The sequence below is a fragment of the Halomicrobium urmianum genome, from assembly GCF_020217425.1.
In the GTDB taxonomy this organism is placed as follows: domain Archaea; phylum Halobacteriota; class Halobacteria; order Halobacteriales; family Haloarculaceae; genus Halomicrobium; species Halomicrobium urmianum.
Map to the genome: position 1 here is coordinate 2,495,949 of NZ_CP084090.1, position 15,354 is coordinate 2,511,302.

The 15,354-nt window shown below is 70.5% G+C and carries 19 protein-coding genes; 8 read left to right on the forward strand and 11 right to left on the reverse strand.

Features of this window, described 5'->3' with window-relative positions:
- Nucleotides 1-32 precede the first annotated feature (32 nt).
- The 5 genes from LCY71_RS12465 to LCY71_RS12485 all read right to left on the reverse strand — a co-directional run bounded on the left by LCY71_RS12465 (nt 33) and on the right by LCY71_RS12485 (nt 2,341).
- Nucleotides 33-797, reverse strand: coding sequence for an aldo/keto reductase (locus LCY71_RS12465; RefSeq protein ID WP_225333472.1), 765 nt, complete (start codon nt 795-797; stop codon nt 33-35).
- A gap of 101 nt (nt 798-898) precedes the next feature.
- Entirely contained in the window at nt 899-1,147 is a 249-nt protein-coding gene (locus tag LCY71_RS12470) for a KEOPS complex subunit Pcc1 (RefSeq protein WP_225333473.1), read from the reverse strand.
- A 1-nt stretch (nt 1,148) separates the two neighbouring features.
- Nucleotides 1,149-1,283: a DNA-directed RNA polymerase subunit P gene (locus LCY71_RS12475; RefSeq protein ID WP_225333474.1), complete on the reverse strand. Its 135-nt coding sequence runs from the start codon at nt 1,281-1,283 to the stop codon at nt 1,149-1,151.
- Nucleotides 1,280-1,561: a 50S ribosomal protein L37ae gene (locus LCY71_RS12480; RefSeq protein ID WP_225333475.1), complete on the reverse strand. Its 282-nt coding sequence runs from the start codon at nt 1,559-1,561 to the stop codon at nt 1,280-1,282. Before LCY71_RS12480 ends, LCY71_RS12475 begins: the two co-directional genes overlap by 4 nt.
- 57 nt (nt 1,562-1,618) lie before the next feature.
- Complete coding sequence (locus LCY71_RS12485; RefSeq protein ID WP_225333476.1) at nt 1,619-2,341, reverse strand: DUF2103 domain-containing protein; 723 nt, start codon at nt 2,339-2,341, stop codon at nt 1,619-1,621.
- 92 nt (nt 2,342-2,433) lie between these two features.
- Here LCY71_RS12485 and LCY71_RS12490 point away from each other — a divergent pair, with 92 nt between their 5' ends.
- Both LCY71_RS12490 and LCY71_RS12495 read left to right on the forward strand, forming a co-directional pair.
- The gene (locus tag LCY71_RS12490) at nt 2,434-2,973 is read left to right on the forward strand and encodes a hypothetical protein (RefSeq protein WP_225333477.1); all 540 of its coding nucleotides are present in this window, start codon (nt 2,434-2,436) and stop codon (nt 2,971-2,973) included.
- A 50-nt stretch (nt 2,974-3,023) separates the two neighbouring features.
- Entirely contained in the window at nt 3,024-3,545 is a 522-nt protein-coding gene (locus LCY71_RS12495) for a hypothetical protein (protein ID WP_225333478.1), read from the forward strand.
- 60 nt (nt 3,546-3,605) lie between these two features.
- Here LCY71_RS12495 and truD read toward each other — a convergent pair whose 3' ends face one another.
- The 4 genes from truD to pth2 form a co-directional block, all read right to left on the reverse strand.
- On the reverse strand, nt 3,606-4,973 hold the full coding sequence (gene truD / locus LCY71_RS12500) for a tRNA pseudouridine(13) synthase TruD (protein ID WP_225333479.1): 1,368 nt from the start codon (nt 4,971-4,973) through the stop codon (nt 3,606-3,608).
- 143 nt (nt 4,974-5,116) lie between these two features.
- A complete protein-coding gene (gene psmB, locus LCY71_RS12505) occupies nt 5,117-5,809 on the reverse strand; it encodes an archaeal proteasome endopeptidase complex subunit beta (protein ID WP_225333480.1) in 693 nt (230 codons plus the stop codon).
- The gene (psmA, locus tag LCY71_RS12510) at nt 5,802-6,548 is read right to left on the reverse strand and encodes an archaeal proteasome endopeptidase complex subunit alpha (RefSeq protein ID WP_225333481.1); all 747 of its coding nucleotides are present in this window, start codon (nt 6,546-6,548) and stop codon (nt 5,802-5,804) included. The genes psmB and psmA overlap by 8 nt, the downstream gene beginning before the upstream one ends.
- Before the next feature lie 70 nt (nt 6,549-6,618).
- On the reverse strand, nt 6,619-6,957 hold the full coding sequence (pth2, locus tag LCY71_RS12515; RefSeq protein WP_225333482.1) for a peptidyl-tRNA hydrolase Pth2: 339 nt from the start codon (nt 6,955-6,957) through the stop codon (nt 6,619-6,621).
- A gap of 123 nt (nt 6,958-7,080) precedes the next feature.
- On the opposite strand from pth2, the gene dcd reads away from it, so the two are divergent.
- From dcd to LCY71_RS12530, 3 genes are read left to right on the forward strand one after another with little or no spacing between them, the layout of a single operon-like run.
- The gene (gene dcd / locus LCY71_RS12520; protein ID WP_225333483.1) at nt 7,081-7,668 is read left to right on the forward strand and encodes a dCTP deaminase; all 588 of its coding nucleotides are present in this window, start codon (nt 7,081-7,083) and stop codon (nt 7,666-7,668) included.
- Between the two features lie 35 nt (nt 7,669-7,703).
- Nucleotides 7,704-8,636 carry a thiamine-phosphate synthase family protein gene (locus LCY71_RS12525; protein ID WP_225333484.1) on the forward strand — a complete coding sequence of 311 codons (933 nt, stop codon included), beginning with the start codon at nt 7,704-7,706 and terminating at the stop codon, nt 8,634-8,636.
- Nucleotides 8,633-9,268: a class I SAM-dependent methyltransferase gene (locus LCY71_RS12530; RefSeq protein ID WP_225333485.1), complete on the forward strand. Its 636-nt coding sequence runs from the start codon at nt 8,633-8,635 to the stop codon at nt 9,266-9,268. Before LCY71_RS12525 ends, LCY71_RS12530 begins: the two co-directional genes overlap by 4 nt.
- A 166-nt stretch (nt 9,269-9,434) precedes the next feature.
- Here the strand turns inward: LCY71_RS12530 and LCY71_RS12535 are convergent, their stop codons facing one another.
- Entirely contained in the window at nt 9,435-10,208 is a 774-nt protein-coding gene (locus LCY71_RS12535; protein ID WP_225333486.1) for a DUF7001 family protein, read from the reverse strand.
- 142 nt (nt 10,209-10,350) lie between these two features.
- Between LCY71_RS12535 and LCY71_RS12540 the strand changes: the two genes are divergently transcribed.
- Nucleotides 10,351-11,220: a class I SAM-dependent methyltransferase gene (locus LCY71_RS12540; RefSeq protein ID WP_225333487.1), complete on the forward strand. Its 870-nt coding sequence runs from the start codon at nt 10,351-10,353 to the stop codon at nt 11,218-11,220.
- Between the two features lie 137 nt (nt 11,221-11,357).
- Nucleotides 11,358-11,654: a HalOD1 output domain-containing protein gene (locus LCY71_RS12545; protein ID WP_225333488.1), complete on the forward strand. Its 297-nt coding sequence runs from the start codon at nt 11,358-11,360 to the stop codon at nt 11,652-11,654.
- 183 nt (nt 11,655-11,837) lie between these two features.
- Here the strand turns inward: LCY71_RS12545 and LCY71_RS12550 are convergent, their stop codons facing one another.
- Entirely contained in the window at nt 11,838-13,346 is a 1,509-nt protein-coding gene (locus LCY71_RS12550; RefSeq protein WP_225335915.1) for a (R)-citramalate synthase, read from the reverse strand.
- Nucleotides 13,347-13,640: 294 nt separating this feature from the next.
- On the opposite strand from LCY71_RS12550, the gene LCY71_RS12555 reads away from it, so the two are divergent.
- Nucleotides 13,641-15,338, forward strand: a complete 1,698-nt coding sequence (locus tag LCY71_RS12555) for an NAD-binding protein (protein ID WP_225333489.1) — start codon at nt 13,641-13,643, stop codon at nt 15,336-15,338.
- Nucleotides 15,339-15,354 lie beyond the last annotated feature (16 nt).

Below are 15,354 nucleotides of genomic sequence, written 5' to 3' on the forward strand. Positions count from 1 at the left end.
GAAGCACGCTCGAAATCGCGCGCTCGCGCCGGCTATTCCGGGTACAGCTCCTTCTCGCGGTCGATGCCCTCGATTCGGGCGACGTCCTCGTCGTCCAAGTCGAGGGCGGCCGCCGCGAGGTTCGCCCGGAGGTGCTCCTCGGAGCTGGCCTTCGGGATGGTGACGACGCCGTCGATCCCGCAGAGCCACGCGACGCTGACCGCCGCCGGCGAGACGCCGTGCTTCTCCGCGATCTCTCCCAGCGCGGTGTCGTCGAAGACGTCGCCGCCGATCAGTGGGGAGTAGGCCACGAGGGGGTAGCCGTGCTCGCGTGCCTCGTCGAGGGCGCCGGGCTCCCGATAGTAGGGGTGGAACTCTACCTGGTTGGCCGCGATGGGCTCGTCGAGGTGCTCGCGTGCCGTCGCGAGCTGATCGGGCGTGAAGTTCGAGACGCCGATCTCGCGGGCGAGCCCGTCCTCGCGGACCGCGTCCAGCGCCGGCAGCGTCTCGCCCGGCTCGTAGTCGCCGCGCGGGCGGTGGACGTACAGGAGGTCGACGTAGTCGAGGCCGAGGCGGTCGAGGCTCGCTTCGGTGCCCTCGCGGACGTCCTCGGCGGCGAGACTGTCGATCCAGAGCTTCGTCGCGACGGTGACGTCCTCGCGGTCCACGTCGCTCGCTGCGAGTCCCTCTCCGACGACGGCCTCGTTGCCGTATATCTGCGCGGTGTCGAGGTGGCGATACCCCATCTCCAGCGCGGTCGTGATCGTCTCGGGCTCTTCGATGCCCATCGTCCCGAGACCGACCTGTGGAAGGTCCATGGACCGGACCACGGCGCACTGATAGTTGTGTCTGCTGGTGTCTCCGCGAGCACGGCGAGCGGAGGGTCAGTAGACGGTGAGACTCCAGCGCGCTACCCCGGTCAGACCGGCGCGGCGTCGCCGGCCCGCTCGGCGACGGCGACGAGCCGCTGCCAGGTGTTCAGGCCGGCGCGAAGCGCCGTCAGGTCCTCGGCCTCGACCGTGACGGTGACGGCGTCGCCGTCGCGCTCCAGCGTGGCCCGGGTGCGGTCGCCGGCAATCGCGCCCACCTCAGGTCGGACGCTGGCGGCGACCCGGCGCGCCCGCTGGGCGTCGTCGTACGCGAAGGAGAGAACCGCCTCGTGGTTCACGCTACTGTACGCCGACTTCCTTGACGTCCCGCGAGCGCTCCTTGAGGAGCACCCGGTGTCCGCAGTAGGGGCAGCGGACGCCGCCGTACTCGTCGAGCGTCACGTCGCGCTTGCAGCGTGAACACTTGTAGCTCATTCGTCGTCGTCCTCGGCGAGGGCGGCGCGGATCGATCGGGTGACGGTCTTTCCGCCGGGGGTCTGCGGGCGGTACGTGCCGCCGGTGTACTTGTAGCCGCAGTAGCCACACTCCCAGATACCGGTGCCCTGGCGCTCGACGCGCTCCTCGCCGCAGTTGGGGCAGTCGTGCTCGTCGCGCATGTCGTCCTCGATCTCGGCGACGCGGCGGCGAGCGACGCGCCCGTAGCGGGCGCCGAAGCGGCCGGCGCTGCCGGTGCGTCCCTTCTGTTCGGCCATAGTACCGTACCATCCGGCGTTGCGGGGTAAAAAGGCTACGAGTTGGGGTCGGTCCGCTCAGTCGCGCAGGTCGGCCTCCGCCAGCGCGTCGTTGAGGTCCGCGCGGACGTGCTCGCCCAGCTCCCGGTCGCCGGCCGTCGTGACGATGCGGTTCTCCTGGACGCTGGAGCCGTCCCGGATCAGCAGGCGGACGTTGCCGTGCTCGTCGGCGCGTGTGGCCTTCGCCCGGACGCCCGTCCGAGAGCCCGACCCGCCGGCGTCGATGGGGCCGGGGATGACCTTCTTGACGTGGGGGTGGGCCGCCGCGGTCCTGATCGCGCGCTGGCCCTCGCGACCCCCCACCAGCGTCGAATGCGAGCCCCCGAGTTTCTCCTCCGGCGCGGCCTCGACCACCTCCAGCGCAGGTTCGCCGCGGCGTTCGATGACCCGCTCGACGGGGTCCTCGCCCTCGACGCGGTAGAAGGGGTAGTGCAACTGCCCGCGGACGGCGTCGACCACCGCTCGGTCGCCCGTGACGTACACCTCCTCCGGACGCTTCCGACGGACGTCGTCGGCGATCAGGCCCGCGAAGTTCCGCAGTTCGATCACGCCGTCCTCGCCGCCCTCCTCCGGCGTGGTCGTGATGGTGCGAGCACCGACCACGTCGCCGTCGGCGATGGCGGTCACGGTCGCCCGCTCGCGGTCGAGTTCCAGCACCGCCGTGTCGGCGTTGCGCGACCGACAGACCAGGCAGTAGTCGCCCGGTCGGTCCAGCGGCGACGCGCACTGCCGACAGTCCATGTCCGGTGGTTCGTGAGGAAGCCCAAAAGTCGCGCGGTCGCTGCCGCTCTTACGTGTCGCTTCGCCGCGTGCTTCCCGACAGAAGACTGAGTATGAGGGCAACAGAAGCCGCTCTCATGCAGGGAACGCCCGACCCCGTCCTCGGGAGCGACCTCGCGACCCTCCTCGTCGCCGCGGCCGCTGGGACCGTCGTCGCGATCCTCCCGCTGCACAGCGCCCTCCGCGAGCGCGACTCGCGTCGCCTGGCGCTGGCGGGGGGTGCCGCCTACGCCCTCCTCTGTCTGACCGCCTGGGCCGGCGTGCGGTTCGTCGCCGACGCCTTCGTCGAGTCGATGGTCGCGGACCCGCTGACGCTGGTTGGATTCCTGGCCCTCGCCGCGGTCGTCCTCGGCCTGCAGGCCGCCGTGCCGGTGTACCTCCACGCGCGCTACGCCCTGCTGTCGCCGCTGGTCGCCCTCTTCGGACTGACGACGCTGGTGCTGTACGCCTTCCTGCGCGTCCGCGGCGAGTCGGAGCCGCTCGTCCTGTACGCCCTCTTCTTCGGCCCGGTACTGATCGCCGGCCTGCTCGCCGTCGCGCTCGCGGAGGTCGGCGTCAGGCGCGGACTCGCCGTGGTCGCCGGCGACTCGTGACGCCCAGTCGGGGAGCAAAATTCGCATGTGCATGATCGAATAAATGGGGCGTGCAAGGGACGTCCAATCCGGTCCTCGGGACCGGCGAAGCGATGGTCGCAGCGGGCCTCGCCGTCGCGGCCGTCGTCACGGGCCTCTCGCTCGCGGTGGTCCTCCGCGCCGACGACTCGGATCCGGAGCGGTTCGCCGTCGGCGGCGGAACCCTGTACGCGGTGGTCGGTCTCGGCACCTGGGCCGCGCCGCGATACGTCGCCGACGCGTTCGTGGTGTCGCCCGCCGAGAACCCGCTCGGGACGCTCCTGCTCGTCGGCCTCACCGGCGCGGTTCTCTGGACCGAGGGCGCAGTGGCGACGTACGCCGCCCTGCGCTATCGCCTGCGTTCGGGCTGGGGTTGCCTGTTCGGGACGCTGGCGCTCACGGCGATGTACTTCCAGGGGATCAACGGCGAGGCGGCGGCGATTCTCTTCTACGCCGTCCTCGCCGGTCCGATACTGCTCGGCGCGTCCGTCGCCGTCCCGCTCGCCGAACTCGGGGTCCGGCGCGTGCTGGCGGCAGACGACGGAGGCGAATAGGTCCGTATCGACACGTCCTCGACGGGAGCGCTCGCCGCGCCTGGGCCGCGCTCGGGTGACCTACAGCGCCTCGGGGTCGCGCTTGAGGTACTCCCGCAGGAGGACGGTCGCGTAACTCCCCTTCGGCAGCGAGAACTCGAAGGTGACGGCGTCGCCGTCGCGCTCAACGCCGAGGTCGGTCCGCACGAGAATCGCCCGGCGCGTCCCCTCGGAGTGCCACTCGCCGGGCAGGTCGAAGTCAGCGGGCTCGACCCCGGCCTCGTCCAGTACGTCGCGTTCGATCTCGCCGGGCTCGCCGTCGGCGAGTTCGGTCTCCGTCCCGACCAGCGGGACCGTGACGAACGCACGCCCACGTTCGCAGTGGCGCTCGACGGTCCGCAGGCGATCCTCGCTCACGCGCTGGGTGCGGTCCGGATCGGGCAGCGGAAGGCCCTCGGGAGCGTCTCGATCGGAGAAACAGACCACGTCGCCCTCGACGGGCCGGTCGAAGGGGAGGTCTCGCTCCAGGCGCTCCGAGAGGATCCGGTTGAAGAGGTACGATTGCGCGGCGTTGACGAACAGCGTCTGGAGGTTCGACGGGAGCTCCTCGAGCGCCGCCCGGAAGTCTTCGGCGTCGTCGCCGCCGTTGTCCACCAGTCGATGGCAGATCGACCGCTCGTAGCCAAGCGAGCGCGGCAGCCGGTCGAGCGCGCCCTGCCAGTCTCGGGTCTCGTCTATGTACGCCCGCGCCTCCCGCGTCCGCTCGGGCTCTCGTTCGTGGGGGTTCCCGACGTAGGCCATCACCGCACCCTCCCAGTCCTCGCGGAGGATCGCCAGTCCGACCTCGTGGGTGACCGGCCGGCGGCTGCCGAAACGCTGCTGGCCGAAGTAGTTGGGGACGCCGACGGTCGCCTCTGTCGAACCCTCCCCGTCCGCGAAGTCGTCCACGTCGCCACCAGCGAACGCCCGCAGGTCGTCGGTGACGGCCGCCACGGCGTCGGGACGGTCCGTCTCCCGCACCGTTATCTCGAAGCCGTTGCCGGCGAGGTCGCCGAACAGGACCGGGCGGCCGGCGCGGCCGATCACCTCGATGTCGGCGCCGTCGATCTCCGGCAGGTCGTCCGGATCGACGTCTTTCACGGAGAACAGCTGGGTCGTCACCGCGCGCTTGTCCTTGGTCCCGGCCCAGGAGACGCGCTCGCGCGAGATGCCCAGCCGATCCGACAGCGTCGACGCGAAGTCGTTGGTGTCCCAGTTGCACAGCGTGACTCGACAGACGAGGTGCGGGTAGGCACCGACGTCGGCGTCGACCGGTTCGGCGTCGAACGCCTCCAGTTCGGTCACGCGGAAGTCCGCGGGCCGGTCGCGGAGGCGGCCGCCGATTCCCTCAGCGTCGCTGACGTAGTGGTCGATCCCGACCGCCCGCTCGATGGGGTGGGCCTCGCGCATCCGGACGGAGGGTCGGCCGGGCCGGTCAAAGCGTTGGCGTTCCGCGGAGCGACGGCGGAGCGACGGCAGTCCGACCGCGGAGCGACGGCGGAGCAGCGGCTACCGGATCGAGCGAAAAGAGAGAACGAAACGAAGCGACCGCGTCAGGCCGCGGACTCGTAGTCGTCGAACCGGTCGATGGTGACGCCGTCGGCGGTGACCTCGGCGATGACGACGCCGTTGCCGGAGCCGGTGTCGCGCTCGGCGGCGGCCTCGACGGCGCTGACGGCGAGTTCTCGCGCGTCCTCGACGCTCATCTCGGGGTCGTACTGGCCCTCGATGGTACCCGTGGCGACCATCGTCCCGGAGCCGGTGACGGTGTAGTCGTCCTCGAGGACGCCGCCGGCGGGGTCGATACTGAACACGTGGCTCCCCTCCTCGTCGACGCCGCCGAGGATGGGGTTGATGGCGAAGAACGGGCCGCCGCGGGCGAAGTTGCCCGCAAGCGTCGCCAGCGCCTCGATGGACATCGGCTCGCCGCGGCGGACCTCGTAGAGGTCCGATTCGGAGCGCAGCGTCCGGATGAACGACTGGGCGCCGCCGACGCTCCCCACGAGCGTCAGCGCAGCGGTCTCGTGGATCTGCTCGACCTTCTGGACGTTCTTGTTGGAGACGAAGCGGCCGCCCAGCGAGGCGCGTCGGTCCGTCGCGATGACGACGCCGTCCTCGGTGCTGATGCCGACGGTCGTGGTACCGGTCTTGACGACCGTCTCGTCGTCGGCGTCGGTCGGCCCTTCCTGGACGTCCTCGAACGAGCCGAGTTCCGGCTCGTAGGGGTCCTCGGTGAATTCACTCATCGTCCTCACCTCCGGTGTCCTCGAACTCGTCGACGCGGTCGGCGACGTCGCTCTCGTCGAGCGAGCGGAACTGCTCGGTCTCGACGTCGACCGTGGCGATGTCGACGCCCGACGCGTCGAGGCCTTCGTCGCTGACGGAGTCCAGCGACCGGAGCGCGAGGTCGATGCCGCTCTCCAGATCCATCTCCTCCTCGTAGTTCTCCTCGAGGAACGACTGGATCTCGTCGCGGTCGCCGCCGATGGCGACGGCCTGCCACTCGTAGGGCGTGCCGGAGGGGTCGGTCTCGAAGAGGCGGGGCTCGCCGTCCTCGATGCCGCCGACCAGCAGCGCGACGCCGAACGGGCGCGCGCCGCCCGTCTGGGTGTACTGCTGGATGTAGTCCGTAATCTCCTTGGTCAGCGGCTCGACGCCGATGCGCTGACCGTACCGGAGCTGCTCGACCTGGGCCTGGCGGCGCGCGAGGTCGATCAGCTGGCGGGCGTCGGCCACGTGGCCGGCGCTGGCGATGCCGACGTGGTCGTCGGCCTTGTGAATCTTCTCGATGCTCTCGCGTTCGAGCAGCGGCGACCGCGCGTGCCGGTCGGCGGCGAGCACCACGCCGTCGGCGGTCCGCACGCCGACGCTCGCGGTGCCTCGCTTGACGGCCTCGCGGGCGTACTCGACCTGATAGAGACGTCCGTCCGGGGAGAAGATAGTGATCCCGCGGTCGTACGCCTGCTGTTGGTTCTGACCTTGCATTCTTTCGTTCACCTTGGGTTAGCGTTTGCCTTTTATAGGCCTTCTGTTCCGCGCAGCCCGCCTGTCGGGCTCAGTACAGCGACAGGTCGCCCGTGACCGCGTCGACGCGGTCGTCGGCGGCGGGCCCGACGGCCAGCGCGGAGACGGTGCCCGGGTCCAGCTCGGTGTGGCCGGCGTCCCGGACGACCGCGTGCGGCAGGCCCTCCCGCTCGGCCGAATCGGCCAGGCGGAACAGCTCCTCCTCGCCCGACGCCTTGAGGACGACCTTCTTCTGGCCCTGCCCCTTCCACTCGGAGCGAGCGCCGTCGACGGCGTCCTCGTAGGCCATGAGCGAGGCGTGGGCGACCTGTGCCGCCAGTTTCCCCTCGCCCATTCCCAGGTCGGCTCGGGCGACGATGGCCTGCTTCATACCGGATGCGGGGCCTCCACGGATAAAGGCGTGCCCCCACCTGCGCTATTCGCCGGCACTGCCTACCCCGGCCCACCGGGGCAGTCCGGAACGCTTTCGGTTTCCCCTGCCCGTGCTGGGGGTATGATCCTCTCGGACGCGGACATCCTGCGGCGACTCGAGGCGGGCGACCTCGTGATCGAACCGCTCGACGACCCCGACATCCAGGTCCAGCCGGCCAGCGTCGACCTCCGCCTCGGCCGGGACTTCCTCGAGTTCCAGCACGCCAACATCCCCTGCATCCACCCCAACAGCGAGAAGGAGACCGAGGAGTACACCGACCTCGTCACCGTCGAGGAGGACGGCGAGTTCATCCTCCACCCCGGTGACTTCGTGCTCGGGACGACCCGCGAGCGCGTGGAGATCCCCCCGGACCTGATCGCCCACGTCGAGGGCCGCTCTTCATTGGGTAGGCTTGCCGTGGTAGTGCATGCCACAGCAGGTCTGTGCGATCCCGGATTCCAGGGCCGCATCACCCTCGAACTGTCGAATCTCGGGACCGCCCCCGTCGCGCTCACCCCCGGCATGCGCATCTCACAGCTCACCTTCACCGAGCTCAAGACGCCCGCCGAACGGCCCTACGGCGAGGAGCGCGGCTCGAAGTATCAGGACCAGAGCGGGCCGCAGGCCTCGAAGATTGAGGGAGACAGAGAATTCGGCGGGGACCAGTAGATGATCGGTCGCGTTCACGGGGGCGGTGATCGCTGATGCGCTTCGTCGAGGAGATCGTCGTCGACGAGTTCCTCCCGACCTACCGGTCGCTGCTGGCCGACGCGCTCCGCGAGCGGGGGCTCACGCAGTCGGAGGTCGCGGACCTGCTCGGGATCAGCCAGAGCGCGGTCTCGAAGTACGTCCACGGCGACGTCGAGCGCAACGAGCGGTTCCTGAACGACGACGACCTGCGTGACCTGGTCGACCGCGTCGCCGAGGGGCTGGCCAGCGGCGAGATGCGGCCCGTTCAGGCGCTGGTCGAGTCGGAGGTGCTGATCAGGGAGATGGAGCGCGGCGGTCCCCTCGCGCAACTCCACGAGGAGGCCGTGCCCGCGCTGGCCGAGCTCGAGGGCGAGTACGCGGTCCACGACCCCGACAGCGACCTCCGCGAGGCCGAGCAGGTGCTGGCCTCGGTGCGGCGGGGGCTGCGCGTGCTGGAGAACACGAGCGGCTTCGCGACGCTGATCCCCGCGGTCGGATCGAACCTCGCCGAGGCCCTCTCGGACGCCGGCGGCGTCGAGGACGTGGCCGCCGTCCCCGGCCGCATCGTCGACGTCAAGGGGCGAGCGACGATCCCCGCCGAGCCGGAGTTCGGCGTCAGCGAGCACGTGGCTAACGTCCTGCTCGCCGCGCGGGCGGCCGGCAGCGACGCGCGGGCGACGCTGAACGTGGCCTACGACGAGGACCTGCTTGCGGAGCTGGACGCCGCGGGCTACGAGACGGTGGAGTTCGAGGGACAGGCCGACCTGGCGGACGCGCCCGACGGGGACGGGCCGGACGACCTCGACGCGGCCGTCGCAGCGGCGCTGGCGGACGCGCCCGACGCCGACGTGCTCTACCACACTGGCGGGTTCGGCGTCGAACCGATCGTCTACCTGCTCGGCCCCGACGCGCCGACCGTGGCCGGGATGGTCCGGGACGTCGCGTGACGGACGCGCGGCGGTTCTACGCCCGCTGGGCCCGGCTCTACGACGCGCTCGCCCGCCTCCCCGGCGTCCGGTCCTGGCGGGCGGCCGCCGTCAACGCGCTCGCACTGTCGCCCGGAGACGCCGTCGTCGAGATGGGCTGCGGCACGGGCGCGAACCTCCCGCACGCGCGGCGGGCAGTCCGACCGGAGGGTCGCGTGATCGGTCTCGACGCGACCCGGGCGATGCTGGAGCGAGCGCGCGGACGCGGCGACGCCGACCTGCTCCAGGCCGACGCCGTACGCCCGCCGATCGCCGTCCCGGTCGACGGCCTGCTGGCGACGTTCGTCGCGGGGATGTTCGCCGACCCCGCCGCCGTCGTCGACCGGTGGTGCGACCTCGTTCGGCCCGGCGGACGCGCGGCCTTCCTGCACTTCGCGCCCAGCGATCGGGCGTGGGCCCGCCCGCCGAACGCCGCCTACCGCGCGTTCGTCTGGCTCTCGTCGACGGACAAGCAGCGCCCGGGCGAGGTGGCGACCGGCCACCAGCGCCGCGTCGACGCGGCCCACGACCGGCTGCGCGAGCGCGCGGTCGACTACCGGGAGCGGCGGCTGGCCGGCGGCTACCTCCGGCTCGCCAGCGGGCGGATCGAGTGATACGGACTGTTGTATAGTAGAAATTGAAACTAGTTACACATCGAGGGGCACCCGGGGTGCCCCTCGAGTGTGTCAGTGCGTTCAATTTCTACGATAGCTGTGTTCCCGGTCGACCGTCCGACTGCGGACGGTCGTACCGGTGGGTAACTACAACAGCCCGCGTGGGTCACGCGTCCGTCGACCGGTACAGTTCGGCGTGCTCGGGACAGAACTCGGGCTCGCGGAGCTGCGCGCGGACGAGCCCCGGCTGGCGGTGGGGGTTCGCGAGCCGGCAGTCCTCGTCCTCGCAGAAGCCCTCGCCCGTGGCGAGGTAGTGGTACGCGCCGAGGACGTACCCCTTCAGCGCCTCCGTCGTCCGGGGGTCGGCGGCGACGAGGAACTCGCCCTCGACCTCCTCCTCCAGCACCTCCCGCGGCGGCGCGTCCCCGGAGAGCATGGCGTGTTTCTGCTGCTCCCTGTAGTACTGCTCGGGCTTGGCCGGCGCCTCGTAGAGCCCCGGGACGGAGACGAGGGCGGGCTGGCCCAGAACACTGACGCGCTTGTGCCAGCGGCCGTCGTGGTCGCCCCACGTGCCGACTACCCGGTCTAGCAGCGGGACGTGGAGGTGGTCGAGTCCGCGCTCTCCGCCGGGAATCCGTTGCCGGAGCGCATCCTGTACCTGCAGGCCGTCGTAGATGATGCCGCCGGCGCGCTCGGGGTTCTCCAGGGCGCGTTCCTCGTAGCGCACGATTCCCACCATCGTGTTGCCCGTCTCCCGCTCGTACGGCGAGAGGATGCGGGCCTCGGCGAACGCCTCCGGGAGGTCGTCGTCTCCGAACTCTGAGAGGAAGCGGTCCCGCACCGACACCGTCGCGTCCACCCGCTCCTGGAGCCACTCGGCGACGTCGTCGGCGTCCGCCACCGTCGTCGGTGCGCGGTAGAGCGTGACCCGATCGACCATACAATCTAGTGGTACCGTCGAGTGATACGAATTGTGGTTTCCGGCGGCAGCTGGTGTCGTCAGTGAACGTCCAGTGATATCGCATCTTACACCACGGTTATTTTATACGTCAGCGAATTTATGTGTTCACCATAGCCCAGATATGAACGAGAAATTCGAGGTCGACCGGGAGTTCCTGTTCCTCGGTCGGACGTTCGAGGAGTACCAGGACCTGTTCGAACTGGAACCGGCCGACCTCCGTCGGGGACCGATCCTCGACTGCCCCGGGGGCCCGTCGTCGTTCACCGCCGTCGCGTCGGCGCTCGGGGCGTCCGTGACGGCGGTGGATCCGATGTACGAGCGGTCGCTCGACGAACTCGAGGCGGAGTGTTCCGAGTCCGTCGACCGGAACATGGAGCAGGTCCGCGAGAAGCGCGACCTGTTCGACTTCGACTACTACGGGAGCGTGGAGAACCGGGGTCGCTTCCTCCGCGCCGCGACGGAGCGGTTCCTCTCGGACTACGAGCGCAGCCCGGACCGCTCCGTCGCGGCGGGGCTGCCGGACCCCCCCTTCGCGGACGACGAGTTCGCGCTCTCCCTCTCGGGGAACCTGCTGTTCCTCTACGACGACCGCCTCGACGAGACGTTCCACGTCGCCGCGGCGCGAGAACTCGCACGCGTCACGGGGGACGAACTCCGCGTCTTCCCGCTGGCGTCGCTGGATCTGGAGCGGTCCGGGCTCGTCGAGCCGGTCGTTGACGCGCTCCGCGGGGACGGCCGCGACGTCCGCTTCGAACCGGTCGACTACGACCTGCGGCCGGCAGCCGAGGAGATGCTCGTCGTCTCGCCGCGCTCGGCGGAGTGGCCTGCCGGAGCGGGCCGCGAGCTTTTCGCTGATCAACGCGCAGCCGTCCGGCCGGCGATGGGCTACGGAGCCGCGCCCTTCGACCACGACGGCGTGCCCGTGACGACGACGAGCCTCGACGCCGCCGCGCGAGCATCGACGCCGCGTTCGCCCGCCGGTCCCAAGTGACGCTGATCAGCAGCGAGCGACCCGGAAGCGACCGATTCCGAGCCGAGTGGCTATAGATATAGCTATCGCCCGCGGGCGTCGCTATCAGCGTAGCCACAACCCGCTTGAGGATACAACCGGTACGGGCGCATATCGAGATGAGTCAGGACACGCAGATTTACCGGCTGTCGGAGGGCGAATCGCTGAGCCAGGCCGTGGTACACACGCTCGCCCACGCGTGCGACGTCGAGCCGACGGACCTCGACGCGCGCCTGTTCGACGCCGTCGATCCGGACGCCCTCGACGACCTCTTCGCACCGGCGGACGACGCGAGCGACCGCTCCGGGTCGGTCACCTTCGAGATCGCCGGCTGCCGCGTCGAGATAGACGGGGCCAGCCGCGTCCTCGTCACGCCCATCGAGGAGGCGTCCACGGCTCCCGGGGTCACCGCGTAGGCCGCAGTCACGGACGCGCTCGTAGATTCCAGCCCCAGAACGCTCTGCGCAGCCGCGCCACCGACTGATGGCCGCACGCTCGCGACCGTCACTTCTGGCAGAACGCCCTTCCGGCAGAACGTCGCCGTTTCGCCGCGGCCCCGACCGCGAGGAACGCGGTACGGCGTCGCGACGCGCTCGCCGTCAGTCGTCGGCCACGACCGTCTCGCCCTCGTCCGCGACCAGGCGGTCGATGGCGTCGACCATCGCCCGGACGGACGCCCGGGTGATGTCGGAGTCGCTGGCGGTTACCGTCACGGTGCGGTCGCCGCGGGACATCTCCACCTCGACGGTGACGACGGCGTCGGTGCCGCCGGTGATGGCGTCGACGTGGTAGGACTCGAGGTGGGTGTCGGCGACGCCGCCCAGCGCCGCCTGGACGGCGTTGAGCGCGGCGTCGACCGGTCCGGACCCGGTCTCGGCCTCTTCGCGCTCCTCGCCGTCGACAGTGAGGCGGATGCTGGCGGTGGGCGTGCCGCCGCCGGCGACCGTCGTCAGGTCCGCCAGTTCGACGCGGCGCTCGCGATCGTCGCCGCTGACGTCCTCGGCGATGGTCAGCAGGTCGGCGTCGGTCACGCGCTTGCCGCGGTCGCCGATCTCCTTGACGCGGCGGAACACCTCGTCCAGCTCCTCCTCGCTGACCTCGATGTCGTGCTCGTCGAGGGCGGCCGCGACGCCGGCCCGGCCGGCGTGCTTGCCCAGCGCGAGGCGCCGTTCCCGACCCACCTTCTCGGGCGGGTAGGGCTCGTACATCGCGTCGTCCTTGAGCGTGCCGTCGGTGTGGATGCCGGACTCGTGGGTGAAGGCGTTCTCGCCCACGACGGCCTTGTTCGGCGGCAGCGGGATGCCCGTCGTGTTGGCCACGAGCTTGGCCAGCTCGTACACCTCGGTCAGCTCCATCGTCTCGACGCCGTAGCCGTGGTCGAGCGCGATGGCGACCTCCTCGAGGGCGACGTTACCGGCCCGCTCGCCGATGCCGTTGACCGTGCCGTGGACCATGTCCGCGCCCGCGGCCAGGGAGGCCAGGGCGTTGGTCACGGCCAGCCCGAGGTCGTCGTGGGTGTGCGTGCTCACCGGTCCCAGCTCCGAGAGCCGGGAGACGGCCTCGACCGCGCGGTCGGGCGTCGCGTGGCCGACCGTGTCCGCGAAGCAGATGCGGTCGGCGCCCGCGTCCAGGGCCGCCCCGAGTAACTCCTCGAGGTAGTCCAGGTCCGCGCGCGAGCCGTCCTCGCCGATGACCTCGACCCACAGGTCGTGCTCCTTGGCGTACTCGACCAGGTCGACGGTCGTCTCTACGTTCTCCTCGCGCGACGTGCCGACCTTGCCCTCGACGTGCCGGTCGCTGGCGGGGACGACGAGGTTGATCCCGTCGACGCCGCAGTCCAGCGCCAGGTCGATGTCCCGCTCGAGGCCGCGGCAGAAGCTCGTCACGGTGGCGTCGATGTCCAAGTCCGTGACCCGGGAGATGGTCTCGCGTTCGCCGGGACCGGTGCAGGCGCTCCCGGCCTCGATCACGTCGACGTCCGCGGCGTCGAGCCGCCGGGCGATTCGCGCCTTCTCCTCGGGGGAGAGGGACACACCCGGGGCTTGCTCGCCGTCGCGGAGCGTCGTGTCGAGAAACTGTACGTCGTCGACGTCGGAGAGGTCCTCCAGTAACGGATGACCGCCGAACAGGCTCGTCTCTGTCACGGTTTCGTCGGGAGTGTTACGCTCGCGGGAGAATTTCACGGCCAGCCGCCGTGTGGCGACTTCCTCTATCCTCCGTGTCGTGGTCCGACATGGGTATCGAGACTGTCGCCCCCACCGCTGATTAATCTGTTGGGTTCGGTCAGTAGTTGGGTCGGACGGCGAACCGACGCGTCACGCCCGCCCGAACGGACCGCCGCCGTCCCCTCGAAACGAAGTGTTGAACACCCGTCAACACCACTGTAGAGGCACTAATCGTCGATGGCTGACGACACGCTCCCCCGGGTTCTGGGCGCCCACCGACTCTCGAAGCGCCAGCGCCTCGTGGTCCTGTTCGGCACGTCTCTCACGATCTTCGTGCTCCTCCTGACGATCGGCTACAACTTCGGGATGGCCCGCTACGAGGGCGTCGACCAGGACTTCTTCCACTCGCTCCGCGTCGTCGTCGAGACGCTGACGACGACCGGGTTCGGCTCGGACGCCGACGACTGGACGACGAGCGTGATGGAACTCTACGTCACGTTCATCCAGGTGGCGGGCATCGCAATCGGCTTCTTCACGCTCAGGGTGCTCGTGATCCCGCTCTGGAAGCGGACGCCGACGGTGCTTGACGAGCGGCTGACGCCCAAGGACGACCACGTCGTCGTCTGCGAGTACCAGCGGGACAGCGACGTCCTCCTGGACGAGCTCGAGCGCCTCGACGTCGAGTACGTCCTGATCGACTCCGACCGCGAGGAGGCCAAGGAGCTCTCCGACGCGGGGTACCAGGTCATCGGTGGCGACCCGGAGGACGAGGACACGCTGCGGCGAGCGTCGATCGGATCCGCCGCGCTCGTCGTCGCCGACGCGGGGCGGCGGAACGTCAGCATCCTGCTCAGCGCGCGGGAGCTGAACCCGGACGTGCGCACCGTCTGCCTGATCGACTCGGCGGAGCAGCGGCGGGCGCTCGAACAGATCGGGATCGACCGCGTCGTGTCGCCCGCCGCGGTCGTCGGCGGCCGCCTGGCCCGACTGGCCGCGAGGCCCGTCGGCCGGACCGTCGCCGGGGACGACGATGCCGGTTCCGAGAACGTCACCGGCAGCACCGGCGTCAGGCTCGACGACGAGACGGTCCTGACCGAGCTGATCGTCCACCGATCGAGCCCGCTCCGCGACCGGCGTCTGCGGGACACCGCGCTGGAGAGCCACCCGGAGCTCGAGGTGGTCGGCGGCTGGTTCGACGGCCGCTTCCGCTTCCCGCCGGACCCGGACGACCGGCTCACGGCCAACGCCGTCGTCGTCCTCTTCGGACCCGAAGCCGCCGTCGACGAGGTCAGGAGCGAGGGCACCGGTGCCGGTCCCCGCCGCCACCACCCTCGCGTCGTCGTCGCCGGGCTGGGCGAGGGCGGAACCGCCGCCGTCGACGCTCTCCCCGCCGGCACCGACGTCACGACCGTTGACGTCGACGACGGGCCCGACGTCGACGTGGTCGGCGACGTCAGTGACCCCGACACCCTCGCGGCAGCGGGACTGACGGAGGCGACGGCGCTTCTGGTCACCGTCGACGACGACGCCACCGCGCTGCTCGCCGTCGCCCTCGCGCGCACGTTGACGGACGAGATCGAGATCTTCGCGCGTGTCACCGACGCGGACAAGGTGAACAACGCCTACGAGGCCGGCGCGGACTACGTCCTCTCCACCCAGGAGGTCAGCGCCCGCCTGCTCGCCAGCGACGTCTACGGGGAGCGCGTCCTCGACCCGACCAGCCAGATCCGCACCGTCCGCGTCGACGGGGCGTCGTTCGCCGGCGACACGGTGGGCGAGGTCAACGCCGCCCACCGGGATCGGTTCCGCCTGGTCGGCGTCCGCCGCGACGGCGCGTTCCTGAGCGACGACGCGGTGACCGTCGGCGGCGACGACGTCGCCGTCGTCGTCGGGGCGGACGAGGCCATCCAGCGCTTCGAGCGCGAACAGGCCTGATACGGGCGGCTGTAGT